11 protein-coding genes and 1 pseudogene are annotated in these 24,129 nt (G+C 67.9%); 7 read left to right on the top strand and 5 right to left on the bottom strand.

Annotated features, from left to right (window positions below; all coding sequences use genetic code 11):
• The coding region (locus DB30_RS21045; protein ID WP_146659902.1) for a hypothetical protein at nt 1-215 on the bottom strand (215 nt) is incomplete at its 3' end.
• Nucleotides 216-237: 22 nt separating this feature from the next.
• Nucleotides 238-1,098: a hypothetical protein gene (locus tag DB30_RS21040; protein WP_052551763.1), complete on the bottom strand. Its 861-nt coding sequence runs from the start codon at nt 1,096-1,098 to the stop codon at nt 238-240.
• Between the two features lie 126 nt (nt 1,099-1,224).
• Here DB30_RS21040 and DB30_RS21035 point away from each other — a divergent pair, with 126 nt between their 5' ends.
• Nucleotides 1,225-2,430 (top strand): MFS transporter, encoded by a 1,206-nt coding sequence (locus tag DB30_RS21035; protein WP_165703864.1) that lies wholly within the window; start codon nt 1,225-1,227, stop codon nt 2,428-2,430.
• A 14-nt stretch (nt 2,431-2,444) separates the two neighbouring features.
• Here DB30_RS21035 and DB30_RS21030 read toward each other — a convergent pair whose 3' ends face one another.
• A complete protein-coding gene (locus DB30_RS21030) occupies nt 2,445-3,467 on the bottom strand; it encodes an AAA family ATPase (protein WP_052551765.1) in 1,023 nt (340 codons plus the stop codon).
• Between the two features lie 388 nt (nt 3,468-3,855).
• Between DB30_RS21030 and DB30_RS21025 the strand changes: the two genes are divergently transcribed.
• The 6 genes from DB30_RS21025 to DB30_RS21000 all read left to right on the top strand — a co-directional run bounded on the left by DB30_RS21025 (nt 3,856) and on the right by DB30_RS21000 (nt 7,410).
• Nucleotides 3,856-4,446 (top strand): OmpA family protein, encoded by a 591-nt coding sequence (locus DB30_RS21025; RefSeq protein ID WP_146659900.1) that lies wholly within the window; start codon nt 3,856-3,858, stop codon nt 4,444-4,446.
• An 11-nt stretch (nt 4,447-4,457) separates the two neighbouring features.
• Nucleotides 4,458-4,835 (top strand): hypothetical protein, encoded by a 378-nt coding sequence (locus DB30_RS21020; RefSeq protein WP_146659898.1) that lies wholly within the window; start codon nt 4,458-4,460, stop codon nt 4,833-4,835.
• 272 nt (nt 4,836-5,107) lie between these two features.
• Entirely contained in the window at nt 5,108-5,485 is a 378-nt protein-coding gene (locus tag DB30_RS21015; RefSeq protein WP_146659896.1) for a response regulator, read from the top strand.
• Nucleotides 5,482-5,712 carry a hypothetical protein gene (locus DB30_RS21010; protein ID WP_052551753.1) on the top strand — a complete coding sequence of 77 codons (231 nt, stop codon included), beginning with the start codon at nt 5,482-5,484 and terminating at the stop codon, nt 5,710-5,712. Before DB30_RS21015 ends, DB30_RS21010 begins: the two co-directional genes overlap by 4 nt.
• Nucleotides 5,713-5,811: 99 nt before the next feature.
• Nucleotides 5,812-6,714, top strand: coding sequence for a DUF6544 family protein (locus DB30_RS21005; protein ID WP_052551751.1), 903 nt, complete (start codon nt 5,812-5,814; stop codon nt 6,712-6,714).
• A gap of 207 nt (nt 6,715-6,921) precedes the next feature.
• Nucleotides 6,922-7,410: a hypothetical protein gene (locus DB30_RS21000; RefSeq protein ID WP_052551749.1), complete on the top strand. Its 489-nt coding sequence runs from the start codon at nt 6,922-6,924 to the stop codon at nt 7,408-7,410.
• Nucleotides 7,411-7,808: 398 nt separating this feature from the next.
• On the opposite strand, the gene DB30_RS20995 is transcribed toward DB30_RS21000, so the two are convergent.
• Both DB30_RS20995 and DB30_RS20990 read right to left on the bottom strand, forming a co-directional pair.
• Complete coding sequence (locus DB30_RS20995) at nt 7,809-14,096, bottom strand: type I polyketide synthase (protein WP_146659894.1); 6,288 nt, start codon at nt 14,094-14,096, stop codon at nt 7,809-7,811.
• Nucleotides 14,097-14,098: 2 nt separating this feature from the next.
• Nucleotides 14,099-24,121 (bottom strand): annotated as a pseudogene (locus DB30_RS20990) (type I polyketide synthase); the annotation flags it as partial.
• Between the last annotated feature and the right edge of the window lie 8 nt (nt 24,122-24,129).

The following is a 24,129-nucleotide window of genomic DNA, read 5'->3' as shown; positions in this document are numbered from 1 at the left end:
GGGCCGGCGGCGATCCGGCCCACGCCGATCGCCTCGCGCAGCGGCACCCGCAGCGCGCCGGCTTGGCTCGGGAGCTCGAGCGAGAGCGTGTGGCTGCCCGCGACCGAGGTCACCTCCCAGCCGTCGACCTCGCGGATCAGCGCGCTCAGCAGCGCCTGCGTCGAGGCGTCGAATCCAACCGGCGCGTGCGCGCCGAGCCGTGAATGTATGGGCATGCCGTCCACCGCTCGTCTGTCCTCAGTTCGAGATCACGCAGGCGCCGACGTGGGCCTGGGTCGGGTCGGTCGCGCCGATCGGTTCACACACCGCGCCCTGGTCCTGCGCCGCGCAGCTGTTGTCGGCATCGTTGGTGTCGCAGTAGTCCGTGCAGCAGTAGTCCTCCGACCCGCAGCCCGCGACGTTCTGCGAGCAGTGCAGGCCAGCCGCACAGCTCGCGCCGGTTGGGCAGGGCTCGCCAACGCCGTTGCCCTCGGCGCCCTGGGGGAAGCACACAAAGCCTTCTGGCGCGCGGAAGATGCAGGCTTCGCTGGGACCACACGAGCCGGCGACCAGCGGATCGCAGACCGGGGCGCACACGGGCAGCGAGCCGATCCCCACGCAGCGGTCCGCGCTGTCACACTCGCCGCCGACACACAGCGCGTAGCACAGCCCCGACCAGGGCGCGCCGTTTGGATCGAAGGGCCCTATGCACCACGACGCGGCGTCGCAGGTGTCGGTCCCCGCGATCACCCCGTCGTGCTCGCAGCTCTCGCCAACGCCGTCGTCGCCGTTGACGGGCAGGCACACGAACTCCCAGTCCTCGGCGCCGCGTCGCAGCAAGCACTTGTAGTTCTCGGGGCAATCTTGCAGGTCGGCCTGGCACAGCGCGCCCTCGGGGTCGGTGTCCGTGCCGGTGTCGGTGTCGGTGCCCGTGTCAGAGGTCGCGTCGGCGCTGGGGCTGCTCTCGCTCTCGCTCTCACTCTCACTCTCACTCTCACCCTCGCTCTCACCATGGTCACCGTGGGAGTCGCTCGGGGCGTCGTCGGTGGCCGGCGATCCGCAAGCAAGAAGCCAGCACGGAAGCGCCAGAGTGATCGAGATCAGGGCTGGAGTTCGCATGGCCGGCACCTACCATTAATTGAAAATGACTTTCAAATTATAATTTTAGTTGGGCATGAAACCATGATTTCAGTTCATTTTTTTACTTGATCTTGAAAACTGAAATCATGTATGGGTGCCAACCCGATGAAAGACCCGCGCGTCGAGCCCAGCGGTGTACGCCGGGCAGCGAGCGCTCAGCCTGATCAGGAGCCAGCGCTACCGCGTCGCGGCTTCGTGATCTTGTGGGTGAGCGTGTGCCTGAACATGGTCGGCTTCGGCCTGATCCTGCCGGTGTTGCCGTTTCACGCCGAGCGCTTTGGCGCGAGCCCGGCCGTGGTCACGATGCTCGCGGCCAGCTTCTCCGTGGCTCAATTGTTCGCGGCCCCAGTGCTGGGCCGACTCGGTGATCGCATCGGTCGACGCCCGATCCTGTTGATCTCGATCGCGGGCGCGTGCGCATCGATGACGATGCTCGCCCTCGCCGATGGCCTGGGTCTGCTGTTTGCGGCGCGCCTGCTCTCGGGCTCGAGCGCCGCGAACGCTCCGACCGCGCAGGCCTACGTCGCGGCGTGTGTCAGGCCAAGCGAGCGCGCGCGGGCGCTGGGGCGGATCGGCGCGGCGACGGGTGTGGGGTTTGTGCTCGGACCTGCGCTCGGCGGGCTGCTCTCGACACCCGCGTGGCCAAGTCTGCCCTTCGTCGTGGCCGCGATCTTGGCCGGGATCAACTTCATCGTCGCGTTCGTGTGGCTGCCCGAGGCTCCGCGAACCGCCGCGCCCGCGCGCCCGAGCCCCGCTGGCCCGCGCTCGGCCTCGTTGACCGGCTGGGTGCTCATGGTGTTTGGCATCGTCGCTGCGTTCGCGGCCATGGAGTCGACCTTCGCGCTGCTCGTCGAGCAGCGCCACGGCTGGGGTCCTGGCGAGACCGGCATGGTGTTTGCGCTGGTCGGGGTGGTGATCGTGCTGAGCCAAGCCGTGATCGTGGGTCGGGTCGCGGCCTGGCTGGGCGACCTCGCCGCGATGCGGCTTGTCCTCGGGCTGCTCGCGGCTGGGCTGGCGTGCATCGGCTTGGCGCCGGGCTGGTTGGGGGCCACGGTCGGCGCGTGCTTGGTCGCCCTCGGCAACGGCCTGAGCTCGCCCACGCTGCACGCGATGATCAGCCGCCGCTCGACACCCTCGCGTCGGGGCGCGGACTTTGGCCTGGTCAGCTCCGCGGGCAGCCTGGGCCGGATCTTGGGCCCGCTCGCGGCTGGGCTCGTGTTCGAGTCACTGGGCCCGGGGGCGCCGAGCCTGCTCGGCGCCGGGGTCGTGCTGGCGCTGGCGTCGGTGACCTTCGCGATGCGTGACAGCTGAAGCTACAGCTGCAGTTACAGGGGCACAGCTTCGAGCACCCGCGCGAGCAGCTCGTCGGGCCCGACGCCGCGGCTGTGGGCCGCGAAGCTGGGGACCAGTCGGTGGCGCAGCACCGCGGGCGTCAGCGCCCGGACATCCGCGATCGTCACGGCCTCGCGCCCTTGCAGCGCGGCGCGAGCCTTGGCGGCGAGCACCAGCTGTTGCCCCGCCCGCGGACCCGCGCCCCACCGCAGCAGCTCGCGCAGCGCAGGCGGACAGCGAGCTTCTCCCGGACGCGTGGTTCGCAGCAGCGCGACCACATGCTCGATCACCGAAGCCGGGACCGGCACCCGCCGGACCAAGGCCTGCAGCTCCAGCAGCTGCGCAGGGGTCAGCACCGGGTCGAGCTTGGGCCGCTCGTCCAGGCTCATCGCGACGATCTGTCGCTCGGCCTCTTCACCCGGATAGTCGACCAGGATCTCGACCATGAAGCGATCGAGCTGGGCCTCTGGGAGCGGGTAGGTGCCCTCTTGCTCGATCGGGTTTTGGGTCGCGAACACGTGAAAGGGCGGCGGCAGCGGGTGGGTCTTGCCGCCCGCGCTGACCTTGGCTTCTTGCATTGCTTGCAGCAGCGCGGCCTGGGTCTTGGGCGGCGTCCGGTTGATCTCGTCGGCCAGCAACAAGTTGCAGAACACCGGCCCCGGCACGAACCGGAAGCTGCGGCGGCCGCTTGGATCCTGCTCGAGCACCTCGGATCCGGTGATGTCGCTCGGCATCAGATCCGGCGTGAATTGGATGCGCGAGAACTCGAGGTCCATGGCCTCGGCCAGGCTCGACACCAGCAGGGTCTTGGCCAGACCGGGCACCCCCACGAACAGCGCGTGGCCACCCGCGAACAGCGAGACCAACAGCAGCTCGACGACCTCTCGCTGGCCGATGACCCGGCGCTCGATCTGCTCGAGCAGACGGTTGTGGGTGCGCGCGAGCGCTTCGAGGGCTTCGGTGTCCGAGCGGCCCGGCGATCCAGCCTCGGGTTTGGTGGTCGGTACGTCGGGCATGATGGACGCGCTGGCACCCACGGGCGCGCACGGGGCGGGCAGGATATACCCGCCGCGCTTTGTCGTTGCCAGCTTGGACATCGCGACCGCGGGGGTCCGTCGTTCAGCCCAAGTCGCGCGCGCCCTCGATCCAAGCAAACCCACGCGCTGGGACGTCAGCGCCCCATGGAGGGGCACCCACGCGCGGGGGATGGGGTGCGCGAACGATGGGGGACGACGCCCCCGTGAGCTGTCCTACATGGACGAGGATGGTTGGCGGCGAGAGGCGCACGAACACCCAAATTGTTCGCCGGACGCATCGCTGGCCGCCCTGAGCGCCATTTCCACGGGTGCATGACCTAGCAAGCGCGCGGTTGCCAACTCACCGCATGAAGCGCAATTACCGGCCATGCCAGTGAAGCACTGTTCCGCGTCCATAGTGGCGGCGGCCCTGGGGCTCGGCTTGTTGGCGACCGGTTGTGGACCCATCGCGTTCAATGACACGGTCAACTACAAGCTCGCCGCGCCCGAGCCCGAGCCCGAACCCGAGCCGCCGGCTGCGCGCGCGCAGCTCTCGGGCGATCACATCGTGATCGACGGCATGATTCAGTTCGAGTACGACTCGGCCGAGATCAAGTCGGTCTCCAACGAGCTGCTAGACGCCGTCGTGAAGGTGATGCAGGACAACCCTGGCATCGAGCAACTCGACGTCATCGGTCACACCAGCTCCGAAGGCTCGAAGAAGCACAACGACAAGCTGTCGACCGATCGCGCCGCCTCGGTGATGGCCTACTTGAAGTCGCACGGCATCGACGGCAAGCGCTTGGTGTCGCACGGCAAGGGTCCGTCCGAGCCGGTCGCCGACAACGACACCGAAGAGGGCAGGATCGCCAACCGGCGCGTCGAGTTCAAGGTCACCAAGATGGCCGCGGGTGCGCCCGAGGCCGGCGCCGCCGACAGCAAGGGTGGCGCGCGAGGCAAGCCCGGCGCGGGTCACTGAGGAGCATGATGATGAACATCCAACGTGTGATCCAAACTCGTAGCTGGACCCGCCACGCCGCGCGCGCGACGTGCATCGCCCTCGCGCTCGCTTCGGTCGCCTGCATCGCCCGCGGCCCCGACGACTACCGCACCGTCACCCGCAGCCTCGTCGACACCAAGACCGGTGACATCGAGAGCTGTTTCGACGGTCAGAAGGGCAAGGTCGTCGTCAACTTCACCGTCGAGAAGAAGTCCGGACAGATCACCAACGCCGTGGTCGACGAGAAGAGCACCACCGCTCCCGGCGAGATCGGTACCTGCGTCGCGTCGAAGATCGAGGGCCTGACCCTGTCCGAGCCCGACATGCGCGACGGGGCCGCCAGCTTCACCTGGCAAGTCACGCAGTAGCGCGCGCTTGCGCGAAACCGTGGGGGACGACGCCAACCGGCGCTCGTCCTCCAGTTTTTGGTTGACGTCGGCCAAGCTTCAGCGTCGCGTTCGATGGCGTCCCACACTGCAGGCCGCGAGCGGCAAGAAGCCGTGTCGACTGGGCTGAAACGCCGTTGGCTGCCGCCGAGTCCTCTCGTCCGTCGAGCTGTTCGCCAGCGTGCGAGCGGCCGCGCCCGCGCTGACGGCAGTCAGGGATGGACAGTCTGGATATGTCGCGACACCATTGAACCGTGTCAGGTCCCAAGCAACGGGTGCTGGTCGTCGATGACGAGCCTGCAGTCCGCAAGATCGCCGAGCGCGTGCTGCAGCGCATCAGCATCGAGGTCGTCACCGCCAACGACGGCGAGCAAGCGTTGGCGCAGCTGGCCGAGCACCCGGACATTGGGCTGATCTTGCTCGACGCGACCTTGCCCGACATGCACGCCGACCGCCTGCTCGACCTGATGCGGGCCCGGGGCTTCACCACACCCGTGCTGCTCAGCAGCGGGTTTGGCGAGGACTGCCTGCCGGGCTCGGAGGAGTTCCCCAACGTGCGGGGGTTCCTGCCCAAGCCGTACTCGGTGGCCACGCTGAGCGAGCGTGTCCAGAAACTGCTCGAGCCAACGTGAACGCGGACCCGGCCGACCACACCCACCACACCTTCTGCCGGATCTGCGAGGCGCTGTGCGGCCTCGAGGTCACCACCGAAGGGCAGGGCGCGGCGCGGCGGATCACCAAGATCCGGCCCGCCGCGGACGGGGCCGCGCAGCTCGAGCAGGTCTCGGGCATGGCTCACCTGACCGGGTTTGTGGTTGACGTGACGCCGGCGGCGGGGACGTTCGATCCCTCGAGCTGACCCCGCGCGAGCGCCGGCAGCGATGGTCATCGCCCGGTTGGCGTCGCCAGCTTCGTCCGCTGGCAGAGCGCGCACTTGCGGTGTTACTCATGCCCGGCGATGCCGCTGCTGGCCCTGCTCACCTTCACCTTTGCTGCGCTGCTGGCTGGTCTCACCGTTGGCGTGCTGCTCAACCGCACGGCGCTCGAGCGCCGCGTCGACGCCCAGGTCATCGACCTGTTCTCGGAGATCGAGACCCTTCCGACCTACTACAAAGAGGCGGACGTGGCCGCGCTTCCCGAGCCCGCGCGGCGCTTCTTCCAGCGCAACTTGCACGAGGGCATGCCGCACCAGTCGTGCGTGCGCGTGCGCGAGGCCGGCACGACGCGGCAAAAACCCGGGCAGCCGTGGACGGAGTTCGTGGCCGAGGAGTACATGGTCGCGAACCCGCCGGGGATGCTGTGGTACGCGCGCCTGCGGCCGTTTCCGCTGGTGTGGATTGACGTGCTCAGCACCTACCTGCGCGGTCGTGCGCGGGTCCAGACCAAGCTCATGAGCTCAATCAGCTCGATCGACCAGAGCGACGAGTCGACCCGCCGCGCCAGCCTGCTGCGGCACGTGGCCGGGCTCGCGTTGTTTCCCGGGGCGCTGCTGCCTGCGGATGATCGGGAGTGGGGGGAGCACGGGGAGGACTCCGCGAGCTTCACCCTACGCGACGGGGTGATGGAAGTCACGGGTGTGTTCTTCTTCGACGAGCTTGGGAACGTGGTTCGGTTTGAGACGGACGAGCGGCCGTATGACGGCTTGGTCGATCACGCCCCTGGTTCGGCGCGCTGGGTGGTTCGGTATGCCGAGCACCGCGCGTTTGGGTCGAGCGGGGACCTGCAGTTGCCCACGAAGATCGACATCGAGTGGCACGTCGACGGGCAGGTGTTTCACTACGTGGAGAAGACCGTGCAGTCGTTCGAGCTGGACATCCCGCGGCGGTGGGACGGGGCCCCCGAGCGCTCCGGACGGCAATGAGCAAGCTCTTGCGTCGGCTAGTCCAAAGAACGTATGCTCGCTCTGAGCACATTTGTTCTGACATGGGAGACAGTCAAATCGCATGCTGGGAAGTCAGCATCACCGCACACGTGCTCAGCCCAGGACCCCGACGCCCGCCTGCTCTAGGTGAGCGAGTTTTGCGCATCGAGTCCGGGCTCGACCCCACACTTCTGGAATCGGTCGACGATGAGTGACACCGAAGACATCAAAATCTACCGTGACACGGGAGCCGCGCTGGTCGCGGACCTTCGTTACTTCCCCCTCATGATCGTTGCTTGGCACGGTGTCGCCACCATGAAGTTGGTGGACGAGTACTACAAGGTCCGTTGGGCGATGGACGCCCAGGCAAAACAGAAGAACACCAAGGTCATCATCGTGACCGACCTGTCGGAGTTTAAGCCTCCACCCGCCACCATCCGCAAAGAACTCGCGGAGCGAGCGATCGCAACGGATGCATCCGACGCCTTCTATCGATATGTGACCGTCGTGCCGAGTGCGTTGTTGCGAGGAGTGCTCACCGCAATCCAATGGATCGGTGGCGAGCAGCTGCGCGAGAACACCAATGTTCCGACCATTGATCGCGCGATTGCTCTGTCTCTTGCCGAGTATGAAAAGCTTGGGATCCCCCCTCTCAGGATTCAGGCCGATAGCTACAAGGTGCCGCTCCCCGAGTGAGCTTCGCGCCACAGGCGCAGCACAGCGTCCGCGCCAGTGACGGCCGACGAGCAGGCGCGTCGCCGCCGACGACATCCGCGAACGACTGCTCGGCATGAACGCAGCGACGCTCGACCGCGCCTCAGACGGGCGCGGTCTGAGCGAAAACTTGGCCAGACCAAGCGCGGGTCCTCGGCGGCGTCGATCGAGGCGAGCGTGCCCGTGCGGACCTTGGCGACTGTTCGACGCGCTCGCCTTGGCTCGCGCTGACGGGAGCTCCCCTCGTCCACTTGCGCAGTTCGCCAATACCGACGTGCTGATCCTCGACGACTGGGGTCTCCCCCCCGTCGGCGCCGGCGTACGTGGTGTGGGAGGGGACCGCCGGGGAAACCCGGCGCCCCTATCCCGATGATTGCCAGCTAGCCGCCTCCAAGCACCTCGTCGAGCCAGGTCAGCATGGTGTCTGCGCTCTGGGCCGCCTGCTCTGCGATCATCTCGAAGTGATCGTGGGGCACGCTGCGTATAGTCATATCCTTGATGAAGGGGGCCCAATTGAGCTCGGGTTGGGTCCGGGGAATCTCCTCATCCGCTAGCCCATCTTGGAGTGGGATGCCACCTTCGGCGTAAACGTACAGAGTTGGTGTTTCAATTGGTGCTGGCGACCAGACTTTGTATAGCTGAAAGGCACGATTCATCGATGTGATTTGATAGATGAGATCGTCCTCTGAATGCAGCGAGTTGCCACCCAGGAAGTGCTCGATTGTACGAAAGATGAACGGGAGCGGGCTCGGGGCGGTTGCTGGCCCCGGCGAGTCGAGCAAGATCAGCGCGGACGCGGGCCGGCCGAGATCCTCGAGATGACGGGCGAGGTTGGCCGCGACCCAGCCGCCAGCAGAGTAGCCCACGAGCGCGATGGGGAGCTCCCCGTCACAGCGCGCGAGGGTTGCGGTGTGGTGGTCCATGAACACGTCGCGGCTGTCCGCGATCTCTTGGTTGATGTCGTAGCCGGGGTTGCGGACCGACCACACGAGCGCGCGACGGCTCAGCTCGGGGGCGATGCGCATGTACTGAAGCGGCGTGGAGGGGACGGCGATCGACGGGATGCAATAGGTCTGCACAAACGGGGGGGCGCCGCGACCGGAGGTCAAGGAGACGGGACTGGTTGGGGTTGGCGGCGCAAAATCCGACTCGAAGCTTCGCAGCTTGGTGAGCGTCTCTAGCAGCGCGTCCGCCTCGGCGTAGGCCTCTGCCACGACCGCATCCCGGATCAGGCGGAGCAGGCTGTTGCGTGGTCCTCGATCGTGTTGACGGTCCTTCGCCTGCGCAGAGTGAAACGCCTGCAGCATTCGCGTCGCCGAATCTAGGTTCTCGTTGTTCTCGGTGTTCTCGGTGTTCTCGCTGTTCTCTTGCCCGAGCGCGGGGCCAAGCAGCGAGAGCAGGTGCTCCGTCAGAGCGTTTGGAGTCCCGTGCTCGAACAACACCGTCGACGGCAGCTTCAGCTGCGTCGCGTGGGTCAGGCGGTCGCGCAACTCGACGGCCATCAGCGAGTCGAGGCCGAGGCCCTGAAACGCTTGGTCCTCTTGAACAGAGGCGGGATCGTCGAGGCCGAGGATGCTCGCTGCCTCTCGCCGAACGAAGTCGAGCACCGCGCGTTGGCGCCCCGTGTCGTCGAGGCGAGCGAGGGTGTTGAGTAGCGAGCCCGTCGTGACAGCGCGTGTAGGGCGTTCAAACACCCGCACGAGTCCGCGCAAGACGTGGGGGAGCTCGTCAGCGCGCTGGCCGAGCGCACGCAGATCTGTGTCCAGCGCAAGCAACACCGGCTCGGGGCGCGTGAGCGCGAGGTCGAGCAGCTCGAGGGCGTCAACGACCGCGAGCGGTGGGAGCCCGCGACGACGCATTCGCGCGAGATCGGCGTCGGACATCTGCGCGGCCATGCCAACCTCAGCCCACGGGCCCCAAGCCAAGCTCACGCCCGCGAGCCCGAGCGCCCTGCGGTGGATGGCGATGGCGTCGAGGGTGGCGTTGGCTGCGGCGTAGTTGGCTTGGCCCAAGTTGCCAAGTACTCCGCTGACAGACGAGAACAAGACAAACGCGGCGAGCCCGAGGTCGCGCGTGAGTTCGTCGAGATGGATAGCGCCGTCGGCCTTGGGTCCGAACACGCGAGCGAGTCGGTTCGCGTCGAGCGTGGAGACAAGGCCGTCGTCTAGCACGCCCGCGGTGTGGAAGATTGCGGTGAGGGGACGCGTCGCGGGGATGGCCGCAAGCAGCGACACACACGCCTCACGATCAGAGACATCTGCTGCGACGATGTCGACCTCGGCCCCCGCCGCCTCGAGCTCGAGCCGGAGCGCCTTGGCACCCGGGCTGTCCGCACCGCGCCGGGAGCTCAGCAGTAGCCGGCGAACGCCGTGAGCTTGGACGAGGTGCCGAGCCACGCGCGAGCCAAGGCCCCCCGTTCCGCCGGTGATCAGCACCGTGCCTTCGGGGTTCAGTCCGACCGCTGTCGTCGAGGTGGCACGAGCGCGCTGCACACGGGGGACGGAGAGCCTCCCCGCCCGAATAGCGATCTGCGGATGTTCCAGCCCGTCGATGCTCGCCAGGGCGCGTATCGACGCCTCATCGTCGTCGAGATCAACCAGCGTGATGCGGCGATCGGGGTGCTCAGTCTGGACGCTGCGGACGAGGCCCCAGACCGCGGCTCCAGCAACGTCGATATTGCTGGTGTCGCTGGCGTCGACGGCGAACCGGGTGCCGATGACCAGGTGGTCCGCGCGATGCTCAGGCGCCGAGAGCCACGCTTGGACGAACTCGAGCGCCGCGTTGACGAGCGCCCCAGGAGTCTCCGCCATATCCATGAACAGCGCGAAGACCACCCGGGTGTTGTCGCTTGGCCCGATATGGGTGAGCTTGGGGTAGGCCTGCGACGTGGGCGAGAGCACCGCAGCGAGCGTGTTGGCTCCGGTGCCAACGAGGACCCACGGCTTGGGCTCGACAGAGGCTGGTGGGTCGACCGGCGACCATTCGAGCGTGAACAGCTTCAGCTCCACGTTGCTGGGCAGGAAGCGATCGGCCGGGGCCTTTCGGATCTCGAAGCCTTCGATGTGGGCGAGTGGGTCGCCGGCTTCGTCGAAGAAGGTAATGTCCGAGACCAACTCTGACGCGTGAGCCTGCTGGGAGATGAGCCGCGCGTGGCTCGGTGTCTGGTGGTGGCCGTACCAGACTACGCGCGCGCACGCGTAGGGGAGCCGCGGCGTTGTCTCGTCAGTCGAACTCGCGTAGACCGAGGTCCAGGACACGAGCGCGAACGAGTTGTCGATGAGGCCGGCAGCGACTGGGGCGTCGTCGGTAGGAACCTCATCGGGGACGACGAAGCGGCCGTAGATCGTCTTGCCGTCGTCCGTGTGAGTCTCGCGGACCCACCACCAGCGGGGTCCCCAGGCGATCTGGACTTGGGCGAGGCGTTGCTCGAGGGTGGCTTCTGCTTCTGCCCAGGCCACGCGCTCGGTGGGGACGCTGACAAGTTCGGGGAGCGCGGTGGCCGGGGTTGGCCCGACACTTCCGCGCGCATGTACGAGCCAGCCGCCGACGGCGTCGCGGGTCAGGAGTGACGCACACAGCCTCGAGTCGGTGTCCGGGTCCGGGCTCAGATGTATGGTCAGGGTCGTTCGGTCCGTCGGGCTGACAAAGGTCAGCGCGCGGACGAACTCGACATCGCGCAGCTCGATGGCCCCACCCGGCCACAGTGATTCACCCACAGCCAACAGCACCGCGAGGTAGAAGGCGCCAGGGACGACGATGTGGTCGTAGACGATGTGGTCGCCTAGATATCCCTGTAGCGCGGGACCGACCTCGACCTCGTGGATGGCGCTGCCGTCGGGGAGCTCGACGCGGTGGCCGGCGAGTTCGTAGTGGGCGTCACTTTGCAGCCGCCCGGAGCGGCCCTCAGACTTGGCGCTCAACCAGTATCGTTGACGTTGGAACGGGTAGGTCGGCAGCTCGAGGGCGGCCGCTGCGGCCTGGCCAAGAATCGGTTGCCAGTTCATATCGACGCCGCGGCAGTGTAGAGCCGCGAGGGCCGTGTGGAGCGTCTCGAGTTCATCGCGATCGCGGCGCAGCAGCGAACGCAGCAGCACCTGGCCCTGTGCGTCATCGGACAAGCAATCAGCGGCCATCGATGAGAGCACGCCGTGCGGACCTAGCTCGAGCGCGACCTGAACGGCTTGGGTCTCGAGCGTACGCACGCTCTCGACGAAGCGAACGGGCTCGCGCACGTGTTGGACCCAGTACGAAGGTGTCTGCAGTTCGCCGGCACGCGCGAGGCGACCGCTAACGTTCGAGATGATCGGTAGCTCGGGTGCGTGGTAGCGCAGTGTGGCAGCGACCGCGCTGAACTCCGCGAGCATCGGCTCCATGTGGTGCGAGTGAAATGCGTGGCTGACTTGGAGCCTCTGGACCTTGCGTCCGAGCGCTTTGAAGTGCTCTGCGATCTCCATGACGGGTCGCTCGTCGCCTGAGACGACCGTCGACATCGGACCGTTGAGCGCGGCCAGGCTTGCACCGGGGTGTGCGGCGAGCATGGCGGTGACCTCGGCCTCACTCGCCACGACCGAGACCATTGCACCTCCGCCTGGCAGCGCCTGCATGAGGCGTCCGCGTGCGGCGACGAGGGTGATTGCGTCGTCCAGATCGAGGACCCCGGCAACGTGGGCGGCGCTCAGCTCACCGATCGAGTGACCGACGAGGACGTCTGGCTGGATTCCCCAGCTCTCGATGAGCCGATAGAGCGCGACCTCGACGGCGAACAGCGCTGCTTGGGTGAACTCCGTCTGGTCGATGAGCGCTGCGGCGTCCGAGCTTGGCTCGGCGAACACGACCTCGGCGAGCGGGCGGGACAGCTTGGCAGAGAAGCCTGTACAGATCGCGTCAAAGGCAGTCGCGTAGGCGCTGAAACGCCGATATAGCTCACGGCCCATGCCCAACCGCTGGGCGCCCTGACCCGTGAACAAGATGGCCAGCTTGGGCTTGGACTTGGCGTAGCCGAGCGCGACTTTTCGACCTGGCTCCCCGCGCGCGAGCTCATCGAGGGCCGTGATCGCCGCTGTGGCCTGCGCTTCGACGATCGCTGCGCGATGCTCGAAGTGCGAGCACCGCAGCGCGAGCGCGCGGGCCAGGGGCTCGAGCGAAGGTTGCTGACCCATCTCGAGCAGCGACCGAAGCTGAGCCGCGCGAGCCGACAGCGCCGCCTCGCTGCGAGCGGAGAGCAGCAACGGCACGGCCAGCGAATTGGTTGCTGAGGCAGAACCCTGCGGGGCCTCCGAGGGGGAAGGCGGAGGCTCTTCGATGATGACGTGCGCGTTGGTGCCGGATAGGCCAAACGCCGACAGGCCCGCGCGGCGAGGCTCGTGTTCGGATGTCCAAGGCCGTGAGGCCGCGACGACCTCGACCGGGAGCGAGGCCCACTCGATGTGCGGGTTGGGGGGCTGGGTGTGGAGTGACGCTGGGAGCGTGTCGTTGTCGAACGCGACCAGGATCTTGGCGAGGCCGGCGAGGCCGGAGGCAGCTTCGAGGTGACCGATGTTGGTCTTGATCGCCCCGAGTAGTAGCGGCCGGGACGACGCGCGACCTTCGCCGTAGACCGTGGACAGGGCCTGAACTTCGATCGGGTCGCCGAGCGAAGTCCCGGTCCCGTGGCACTCGACATAGTCGATAGCAGCAGGTGCGAGGCGAGCGTCGGCCAAGGCGGCGCGCAAGACCTTCTGTTGGGAGGTGCCGTTCGGAGCTGTGATTCCGCTGCTCGCCCCGTCGTGGTTCACGGCGGTGCCGCGAACCACCGCGAGGATCTGTCGACCCTGGGCCTGAGCGTCGCTGAGGCGCTGCAACGCCAGCACGACCACACCCTCACCGCGGCCGTAGCCGTCGGCGTTGGCCGAGAAGGTCTTCGAGCGGCCATCGGGGGCGAGCGCACGCGTGCGCGACAGCTGGATGAAGGCGTCAGGTGCGGCCATGACCTGGACACCTCCGACGAGCGCGAGACTGCACTCGCGCGAGCGCAAGGACTGAGTAGCGAGGTGCAGCGCGACAAGCGATGACGAGCAGGCGGTATCCATCGAGATCGCGGGCCCCTGGAGGCCGAGGGTGAACGCGACGCGGCCCGCAGCGAACGAGGTATGGGTACCCATGATCGCGTAGGCGTCGGCGTCTCGCGATCGGATGTTGAGGCTGTAGTCGCTTGGGCCAATTCCGACGAACACACCCGTGCGTGAGTTCCGAAGGGTCACCGGTGGGACGCCGGCGCGCTCGAGGGCTTCCCAGGAGGCCTCGAGCAGCAGTCGGTGCTGCGGATCGATGCTCTTGGCTTCGCGCGGTGAGATGTTGAAGAACGCGGGGTCGAATTGATCGACTTGGTCCAGGAACGCCGCCGCGTTCACGTAGGACTTGCCGGCGGCCTCGGGATCGGGGTCATAGTCGCGCGAGGGGTCCCAGCGCTCGCTGGGAAATGGGCGAAGCGTGTCGGTCCCAGCTGCGAGCAAGCGCCATAGATCGGCGAGGTTGGTGATGCCGCCAGGCAGCCGCAGACCGACGCCGATGATGGCCACGGGCTCGTGCTCGCCGAGCTCGAGAGCGCTGATCTTGGCGCGCAGACGCTCGACCTCCTTGAGGGCGCGGATCAAGGTAGGACGAATCGATTCGCTTTGGGACTGCGACATGTTCAAAGGTCTTCGAGCAGGGCGTTGGCGGCGGCGAGGAGGTCATCGTCGCTCAGGTCGTCGAGGGCGTCGTCACCGAGCTCTGGTAGCGCGGCGGACTCTGCTGATCGGGCCTTGTCTGGATCGGTCTGGCGTGCCTCGAGCCCGGGCTCGAGCACCGCTGCGAGCTCTTGCGAGAGCAGCTCGACGACGTGGCGCGGCGTCGGGTAGTCGAAGGCCAAGGTCGCCGGTAGCGACAGCTGGGTCACGCGTTGAAGCCGTTGGCGAAGCTCGACGGCCATGAGCGAATCGAGGCCGAGATCTGCAAAGCCGGTGTCGGGATCGAGACGGCTCGCGTCGGGGAACCCGAGCGCGCCAGCGGTGTGCTCGAGGACCAGGGTCAGCAGTGCTCCAACTCGCGCTCGGGCCGGCAGCGCACGCAAGCTGTCGAGCAACGGCGCCTGTTCAGCTGCAGCGCGTGGGTTCGTGTCGACGCCGAGCGCGGCGCTGGCCTCGGGGATGCGCTGGAGCAGCGGTCGCCGACGTGCGGAGGCGTAGGCAGGCGCGAAACGATCCCAGTGGACGTCAGCGATGACAACGGTGGGCTTGGTGCTGTCGAGCGCCCTGTGCATGGCCTCAACAGCGAGCGTGGGATTGAGCTGTGCGAGCCCGTGGCGCTCGAGCATGGCCCGCGCCTCGCCATCGGCCATCCCCCGGCCGGCCCATGGACCCCAGGCGATCGAGACCGCCGGCTGTAGATGGCGGACACGGTGGGTCGCCAAGCCGTCGAGGTAGGCATTGGCCGCGCTGTAGGCCGCCTGTTGTCCGCTGCCCCACACGCCCGATATCGACGAGAAGCTCACGAAGCCTTGGAGGTTGCCACACAGCTCGTGTAGCAACCTGGCGCCCTCAACCTTCGTAGCGAGGTCGCGCGCGAGCGCGCTCGGTTCGAGGTCGGCGATCGGACTCAGCTGACCCGCGACTCCGGCGGCGTGAACGACCCACTCGACGCGAGCGCCCTTCGCCTCGCGGTCAGTGAGCACAGCGGCGAGCGCGTCGCGATCAGCGACGTCGCAGGCGACGAACTCGACCTCTGCGCCGAGCGCCTCGAGTTCGATCTTCAGCTGGGCGGCGGTCGGCGAGGCGGGTCCCCGACGACCGAGCAAGACCAGCTCGCGAACGCCGGTGCTAGCGAGCCAGCGCGCGGTGTGTGCCCCGAGCGCGCCAGTTCCACCCGTGATCAACACTGGACCGCGCGGTTGAGTCGATGGCTGTTGTGGCGTTCGGGGGACCCGGACGAGGCGGCGGACGTAGCGATGGGGCGCACCCCCACGGAGTCGCAGCGCGACTTGGTCTTCTCCGTCGGCACGCACACCTGCTCGCACGATTGAAGCCAGCAAGTCCGCGAGTCGTGGGTCGAAGCTGGGATCGAGATCAACGAGGCCGCCCCAGCGAGCCGGTGTCTCGAGCGAGATCACCCGTCCGAAGCCCCAGACCATTGACTGGATCGGGTGGTCGAGCGGATCTTGATCAGAGACCGAGACCGCGCCCGAGGTCAGCAGCCACATCGGGATGTCGAGCTCGAGGCGCGCCATGGCCTGAGCCAGCGCGAGGGTCGACGCCAGGCCCGCGCGCAGGCCGGGACCGTGGGCACTCGGGCGCTCGTCAAACCCGAAGCAGGAGATCACGAGCCCGGGCTGGTGGCGTTGCAGCGCCGCGATCAGGTCCACGTCGGCGCGGGCCGGATCGATGACCTCGACGTTTGCGCTGGGGAACGCCGCGGTGATCAGCGCGAGGGCGGGAAGCTCGTCGCTCATCGTCAACACCAGCGCGCTCTTGGCTGGCGGCAGGTCTTCGGCGGTCGATGGGGCGGGCTCCCACAGCTCTTGGTAGAGCCACGACGACATGGACTCGCGCTGGTCGAGGCTGCGCCTGAAGCCCCGCAGCGCCGGGAGCAGCGCCGTCAACGAGCTTCGCTCGGCGGCGCCGAGCGCCAGAGTCTCGCTCAGAGCTTCGAGGTCTCCGCTGTCGATCGCTGACCAGAATGCGGTGCTCGCCTTCGGCTCGTGCGGGCCAGGATCGTCGCGCTTGGGTGGGTCGAGCCACAAACGTTGGCGCTGGAACGGATAGGTGGGTAGCGAGGCCAGCGCGCCCTTCTGGGGGCCGAAGTAGGCTGACCAGTCGACGGCGATGCCGTGACAGTGCAGCCCACCGACGGCGAGCGCGAGCGTCTCTGTCTCGGGCCGATCGCGGCGCAGTGCTGGCAGCAACGTCGTTCGGGTTCGGTGCGCGTCCGACAGGCACGCGGCCGCCATGGCCGTGAGCACGCCGTGCGGGCCCAGCTCGACCAGCGCCGTGGTCTCGAGCGCCTCGAGGGTGCGCACGCCATCGAAAAAGCGGACGGGCTGGCGCACCTGCTCGACCCAGTAGTCAGGCGTCATGAGACGGTCGACATCTGCGAGGGTGCCGGTGATGTTGGAGATCAGCGCTACGGTTGGCGGCGCGTAGCTCAGTGATGCGGCGACCGACCGAAATTCCTCCAGCATCGGGTCCATGCGCTGCGAGTGGAACGCGTGGCTGACCCGCAGGCGCGTGACCTTGTGACCGTGGGCCTCGAGCTGCGCGCCGAGGCGCGTCGTTGGTTCGAGGTCGCCCGACACAACGGTCGCGCGCGGGCCGTTGAGACCGGCGAGCCCGACCCCAGGGTAGTTTGGCAGCAGCTGTAGAATCTCTTGCTCCGAGGCCGAGCTCGCCAGCATCGCGCCCCCGCTGGGCAGCGCCTGCATGAGGCGTCCGCGCGCCGCGACCAATTCACACGCGTCTTCGATCGACCACAAGCCCGCGACATGGGCAGCCGCGAGTTCACCGATCGAGTGACCGAGGACGACCGTGGGCCGTAGACCCCACGTAGCGAGCAGGCGATGGAGCGCGACCTGAACGGTGAACAGCGCGGGCTGAGCGAACTGTGTGTGGTCGAGCAACGCGGCGTCAGGCGAGTCCGGCGACGCGAAGACGACCTCTCGTAGTGGCCGCGGGAGCCAGCGGTCGAAGCACTCGCACAGCTCGTCGAACGCGTCTCGGAAGCCTGGATAGGTCGCATGAAGCTGGCGACCCATGCCGACCCTCTGGGCGCCCTGGCCCGTGAACAGCCAGGCGAGCTTGGGCTCGCGTTCGATGGCGCTGACCGGGATCTCGCCAGTGTTGACGCGCTCGAATTGGGCGGTCGCGCTGCCGGGGTCGGACGCTGTGATGACCGCACGATGCTCGAAGTGCGTGCGCGCGAGCGCGAGCGTTCGGGCCACCTGCTCGAGGTCGGTGTCGAGGTGGGCGAGGCGTCGGGCCTGGGCTCGGACCGCGGCGGCTGTCTTGCCCGACAAGAGCAAGGGCAAGACCGGCGCATGCTCGAGCACGGGGGGCGAGGGCGGGACATCCGCGCTCGTGTCGACGTGCTCCTCGAGGATCACGTGGGCGTTGGTGCCCGAGATCCCAAACGAGGACACGGCCGCGCGACGGGGACGATCGTTGACGCTGGGCCAGTCTCGCGCGTCACCGAGGAGCTGCAACACCTCGTCGGACCAGTCCACGCGCTCGGAGGGGCGGTCAGCGTAGAGCGAGCGGGGCAGGTGCTTGCGCTGCAACGCGAGGACGATCTTCATGACTCCGGCGACGCCGGCGGCCGCCTGGGCGTGACCGATGTTCGACTTGATTGAGCCGAGCCAGAGCGGCCGCTCCGGTTCGCGCTCGAGTCCATAGGTTGCAAGCAGCGCCTGCACTTCGATTGGATCTCCGAGCGGGGTCCCGGTTCCGTGACCCTCGACGGCGTCGATGTCCGCGCCTCCGAGCCCCGCCGCGGCCCAGGCCGCCCGAATGACCCGCTGCTGCGCGGGGCCGTTGGGCGCGGTCAGACCCTGGCTTCGGCCGTCTTGATTGACAGCTGAGCCGCGGACGATCGCCAGCACCGGGTGGTTGTTCGCGCGCGCATCGGACAGCCGCTCGAGCAGCAACATCCCGACGCCCTCGGACCAGCCAGCTCCGTCGGCCGACGCCGAGAACGATTTGCAGCGCCCGTCTGGCGCCATTGCTCGCTGGCGGCTGAAGTCCACGAATAGCGCTGGCGTGGCCATGACAGCGACGCCGCCGGCCAGCGCGAGAGAGCACTCGTGCCGGCGCAGCGACTCGCACGCGAGGTGCAGGGCGACGAGCGAGGAGCTGCAGGCTGTGTCCACGGAGATCGCGGGGCCCTGGAAACCGAAGGTGTACGAGATACGACCGGATGCGACGCTGGCCGAGCTACCGATCCCGATGTGGCCGTCGAGGCTATCGAGATCGGCGAACATCCGGCCGCCGTAATCTCCGTACATGACGCCAACGAATACCCCGGTCGCGCTGTCTCGAAGCGCGTTGGGGATGATGTTGGCGCGCTCGAGCACCTCCCAGGAGACCTCGAGCAGCAGGCGTTGCTGGGGGTCGACAGCGACCGCCTCGCGCGGGCTGATGCCAAACAGCTCAGGGTCGAAGTCCGCGGCGTCGTAGAGGAATCCGCCCTCGCGCGCGACCGAGCGACCGGGCACGTCTGGGTCTGGATCATAGAGATCCTCGGCCCAGCCGCGGTCGACTGGGAATTCACCGATCGCGTCAATTCCGTGTTCGAGCACGCGCCACAGCTGCTCTGGCGTCGTCGCGCCGCCAGGGTACCGGCACGCCATGGACACGATCACGATCGGGTCGTCGTCGAACTTGGCTGGGCTCGGCGTGGTCTGTGAGGGTCCAGGCGCCCGGGCGAGGCCAATCTCGTCGACGAGCATCTCGACGAGAGCCGAGGGGGTCGGGTAGTCGAACAGCAGCGTCGAGGGGAGTCGCAGGCCCGTGAGCGCCTGCAGGTGGTTGCGGAGCTCGACCGCCATGAGCGAGTCGAGCCCAAGTTCGCTCAGCGGTCGATTGGGATCGAGGCTCCGCACGCGGAGGACCGCGCCGACCTCCGTGCTCACGAGCCTCGACAGCTCCGCGCGTTGACCGTCGCGGTCGAGCCCAGCGAGGCGCGCCGCGAGGTCGTCGGACCTGCCTTCGGCCGCGAGGTCCGCCCGTCGAAGCCCGCGAGGTACCAGCGCACGAAGCAGCGGCGCGACGCCGGTGGCGCGACGCAGCACCCCTCGGTCGAGCTTGACTGGGACCAACAGGGGCGACCCTCGCCTGATTGCCACGTCGAGAAGTTGCATGCCCTCGGCGACATCGAGCGGTCGCACGCCAAGCCGTCGGAGCCGGGCGATGTCACCGTCGTCGAGGTGGGCGATCATCGAGCCGCGCGCCCACAGCCCCCAGGCGAGGCTCATGCCCGCCAACCCTTCAGCTCGGCGCGCAGCGGCGAGGGCGTCGAGGTAGGTGCTGGCGGCCGCGTAGTTGGCCTGGCCCGCGCTACCCATGACCCCCGAGGTCGAGGAGAACAACACGAAGGCCCTGAGCGCGAGCGAACGGGTCTGAACGTGGAGGTTCCAGGCGCCATCGATCTTGGGCCGGAGCACACGGTCGAGCTGCGCGGGCTCGAGGTCGTGGATGAGCCCATCATCTAGGACTCCAGCCACGTGAAACACGGCCTCGAGCGGGTGCTCGGCCGGGATCGAAGCGAGCAGATCGGAGAGCGCGTCGGCATCCGCGACGTCGCAAGCGCGGACCTCGACGGTCTCGGCCCCGAGCGCAAGTAGCTCATCACGCAACGCAGCGACGCCGGGTGCTGTGGGTCCGCGACGCGAGGTCGAGACCAGGTGGCGGACATTGTGGACCACGACCAGATGCCGGGCGAGGTCAGCGCCCAGTCCAGCCGTGCCACCGCTGATCAAGACCGTGCCATTTCCGGTCGAGACGCGGGGGTCGGTCGTTGGGGGGCGGTCGTCAGTGTCGACGGCGGCAGCTGTCGCGGGCTCGGGTCGCAGGCGTGGAACCAGCCAGCCCGACGCTCGCAACGCGAACTCGAACTCGTCGACGCTCGCCAAGACCGCGCGAATGTCCCCGAGGGCGACGTGATCGTCGTCAATGTCGATACTCCACAGCGCGCGATCGGGGTGCTCACGACGAAGGGTCCGGGCGAGGCCGATCAGCGGCGCGAGGCCGAGTGAGATGCGGTCGTCGGCAGCGACCGCGTTCGCGTGGCGCGTGACGAGCACCAGTCGCGAGCCGGCCAGTCGTGGATCGACCAGCCACTCGCGTAGCTCACTGACGACCGTGTGGATGAGCCCACGGATAGCGCTGGGGTCCGCGGGGTCCGGTGCGTGCAGGAACCGGATCAGCGTTGCAGGCTGTGGTCCTTGGTCTGTGGAGTCGAGCGCATCGCCAAGCTGTGCCCAAGTCGGACAGATTCGCGGTGCAACGGCTTGATCGGTGAGCTCGGCGGCGAGGCGGTCGCTGAGTGGACCGCCTCCGATCAGCGCCCACGGACTGGGGTCGGTGACGCTGGTGTCGCGCGCGAGCGTGGCGGGCTCCCAGCTCACTCGATACAGATGGCGGACCTGCTGGGACGCGACGAGCTGAGCGGCCGTCGCTGGCCGAGCTTCGAGCGCGGCGAGGCTGGCGACGAGCTGGCCGGTCCGATCCCAAGCGTTGAACTGGACCTCGAAGGATCCGGCGCGTTCGCGGACCTCGACGCACACGCGCAGCGTCGTCGCTGCAGCCACGCGTAGCTGCAGCTCACGAAACTCGAATGGGAGAGCGACGCGCGGCGGCTCGCCGGAGACCGCTACGCTCAGCGCAGCATGCAAGATCGCGTCGAGCAGCGCGGGGTGAATGGCGAAGCGGTCGGCCGCAGTCGCGGCCTCGGGCAGCTCGAGGTCGGCGTAGACAGCCCCGTGATCGCCCCGCCATGCGCGAGACAGGCCGCGGAACGCTGGACCGTAGTCGAGGCCATGGGCCGCGAGTTGTTGGTAGAGCGCGTCGAGATCGATCGCCGTGACTCGACCGGGCGGCCAGCTCGATGGCGCTGGCGCGGCTCGTTGAGGATCTCGAACGACGCCAACTCGGCCATGGGCGTTGTCTGTCCACGGCGCATCGATGGCGCCGGCCGGGCGCGTGCGGATCAGCAGCGACCGGGTGTCGGGGTCGGGATCGGGCGCGAGCACGAGCTGCACGTGGACCGCCTCGTCGAGCAGCAGCGGAAGCTCGATCGTCAGGTCGCGGAGCTCACAGACCGGCGCGTCGGGCCAGACCACGGCCGCGGCCGTGAGTCCGAACTCGACAAAGCCTGCGCCCGGAAACACGGGCCGCGAGAACACCTGGTGATCCCCGAGCCATGCGAGTGACTCGGGGGCGACCGCGCCCATGAGCAGCTCGGTGTCGTCGGGGAGCGAGGTGCGCGAGCACAGGATCGGGTGTTCGAGGGCGATGAGTCCGGCGGCGCCCAGGTCGCTGGACCCCCGCTCGCTCGCTGCGGGCCAGTGCCGCCGGCGGTCGAATGGGTAGGTCGGAAGTGAGAGAGTGTGTGGTCGGCACGCGGCATAGCGCGCGACCCAGTCGAGCGAGAAGCCGCGCGTGTGCAGGTGAGCCAGGCACAGTGACACTCGCCCGAGGTCGCCCTCGTCACGCCGCAGAGTTGGGATCACCGCGGCGTTGATCTTGTTGGCCTCGATCAACGCGCTGATCGCGACGGGCATCACCGGGTGCGGGCTGACTTCGATGAAAAACCGGTGTCCGCTTGCGAACAAGTTCGCCATCGCGTCGGCGAAGCGAACCTCCTGGCGGAGGTTGCGGTACCAGTAGGTGCCCCCGAGGCTGGTGCCATCAACCGGCTCGGCTGTGACGGTTGATATCATTGGCACGCTGGTCTGACGCGGGCGGACGTCAGCTAGCGCAGCGAGCAGGGTCGCCTCGATTGGTTCGACCTCGGCGCAGTGCGACGCATAGTCAACCTGAACTCGGCGTGCAAAGATGCCTTCCGCGCTCAACGCAGCAACGAACTCGTCGACGGCTGCGGGCTGGCCGGACACGACGGTCGATCCTGGGCCGTTGTCGACCGCCAGAGCGAGGTGCTCTCCATAGGGCTCGAGCCGCGTACGCAGCTCGTCGGCCGCGAGTGAGACCGCCGCCATCGCGCCGGTTCCAGACAGGCTTCGGATGACTTGACTGCGCAGCGCGACGATCTTGGCGGCGTCTTCGAGGCTCAGCGCTCCGGCGACGCAGGCCGCTGCGATCTCGCCTTGGGAGTGTCCAACCACCGCGTCTGGTGTGACCCCGAGTGACTGCCACAGCCGCGCGAGCGCGACCATCATCGCCCACAGCACCGGTTGCACGACGTCGACCCGTTCGAGCGAGGGCGCACCGGGCTCGCGGCCGAGGACCGCGAGCAAGGACCAGTCGGTGTAGGGGGCGAGCGCTCGCTCGCAGGCCTGGAGCTCGGCCCGAAACAGCTCCGATTCGGCGAGCAGCATCGTGGCCATGTCCAGCCACTGCGAGCCTTGGCCAGGAAACACGAACACGACCCGGCCTTCAACGTCGGCGAGGCCAGTGACGATGTCGGGGTCGGGGCGATCGCCGGCGAGGTTGTCTAGCGCCTCACATGCGCGCTCGCGCGACCGCGCAAGAACTCCTGCGCGGACCTTGAACTGGGTCCGCGTGGTTGCCAGGCTGTTGGCCACCGCGAGCATCGAGTGTGAGGGGTTGTCTCGGATGTAGTCGCGCAGCCGCGCGGCTTGAGCCCTCAGCGTGGCCTGGCTCTTGCCCGAGACCAGCAACAATGGGGCGTCTGCGTGATCGAGCTCCGTGGGCTCGGGCGCGGGCTGGGGGGGCTCCTCGACGATGACGTGGGCGTTGGTCCCCGATACACCGAACGCCGAGATGCCCGCACGGCGTGGCTGTTGCCCGCGGGGCCATGGTTGGGCGCGATCGAGGGTGCGGACCGTGCCGGCGGACCAATCGATGTGGCTCGATGGGACCTCGGCGTGCAAGGTTCGAGGCAGTCGCTCGTGGTTGAGCGCAAAGATCATCTTGAGGAGCCCTGCGATGCCGGCTCCCGCTTGAGTGTGACCGATGTTGGACTTGATCGTGCCGAGCCACAGGGGGCGCTCGGGGGAGTGTTCGCGGCCGTAGGTTGCCTGCAGCGCCTGAGCCTCGATCGGGTCCCCGAGCGGGGTCCCGGTCCCGTGGGCCTCCACGACGTCGACGTCGGCGGCTGTCAGCCGGGCGGACGCGAGCGCAGCCCGAATCACGCGCTGTTGTGACGGCCCGTTGGGCGCGGTGAGACCCTGCGAACGACCATCTTGGTTGATAGCCGATCCGCGTACGACAGCGAGGATTGTGCGGCCGTTGGACACGGCGTCGCTGAGGCGCTCGAGCAGGACCATGCCGCCGCCCTCCGCCCAACCAGCGCCGTTGGCCTGATCTGAGAACGCGCGGCAGCGGCCGTCGGGGGACACTGCCCGCAGGCGACTAAACACGAGGATCGGCTCGAGCGTTGCGTACAATGTGGCGCCGCCAGCCAGCGCGAGGTCACACTCGCGGTTGCGCAGCGCTTGGCAGGCAAGGTGAACGGCGACGAGCGAGGTGCTGCACGCCGTATCGAGCGTCATCGCGGGCCCTTGCAGGCCGAGGGTGTAGGACAGACGCCCGGAGACGACGCTCTGCGCAGTCCCGAGCGCCGCATAGCCATCCTCGGCGCGGAAGCCATCTGGGACCACCCGATCAAAGTCGTGGTAGCAGGTGCCAACGAACACACCGGTCGCGCTGCCGCGAAGCGAGGCCGGGATGATCCGCCCGCGCTCGAGGGTCTCCCACGCCAACTCGAGCAGCAGACGTTGTTGGGGATCGATAGTGTCAGCCTCGCGCGGGCTGATGCCGAAGAACTCCGCGTCGAAGCCGTCAATCTGGGCGAGGAAGCCACCGCCGCGAGTGTAGGTCGTTCCGGCTTGCTTCGGGTCTGGATCAAAATGTTCGCCGATGTTCCAGCCGCGGTCGCTTGGGAGATCGGAGATTGCGTCGCGTTCGTCCTCGACCAGGCGCCAGAGCGCGGCAGGTTCGTCGACACCGCCAGGATAGCGACACGCCGCGGACACGATGGCGATGGGCTCACTCGCAT

The organism is Enhygromyxa salina (genome assembly GCF_000737335.2).
Taxonomy (GTDB): domain Bacteria; phylum Myxococcota_A; class Polyangia; order Nannocystales; family Nannocystaceae; genus Plesiocystis; species Plesiocystis salina_C.
Note: the sequence above shows the minus strand (reverse complement) of the source record. Positions and strands in the feature narration are given on the sequence as shown.

Coding starts and splice junctions, on each gene's coding strand:
- DB30_RS21040 (WP_052551763.1), bottom strand. CDS start 1,098: ATGCGAACTCCAGCCCTGATCTCGATCACTCTGGCGCTTCCGTGCTGG.
- DB30_RS21035 (WP_165703864.1), top strand. CDS start 1,225: ATGAAAGACCCGCGCGTCGAGCCCAGCGGTGTACGCCGGGCAGCGAGC.
- DB30_RS21030 (WP_052551765.1), bottom strand. CDS start 3,467: ATGCCCGACGTACCGACCACCAAACCCGAGGCTGGATCGCCGGGCCGC.
- DB30_RS21025 (WP_146659900.1), top strand. CDS start 3,856: ATGCCAGTGAAGCACTGTTCCGCGTCCATAGTGGCGGCGGCCCTGGGG.
- DB30_RS21020 (WP_146659898.1), top strand. CDS start 4,458: ATGAACATCCAACGTGTGATCCAAACTCGTAGCTGGACCCGCCACGCC.
- DB30_RS21005 (WP_052551751.1), top strand. CDS start 5,812: ATGCCGCTGCTGGCCCTGCTCACCTTCACCTTTGCTGCGCTGCTGGCT.
- DB30_RS21000 (WP_052551749.1), top strand. CDS start 6,922: ATGAGTGACACCGAAGACATCAAAATCTACCGTGACACGGGAGCCGCG.
- DB30_RS20995 (WP_146659894.1), bottom strand. CDS start 14,096: ATGTCGCAGTCCCAAAGCGAATCGATTCGTCCTACCTTGATCCGCGCC.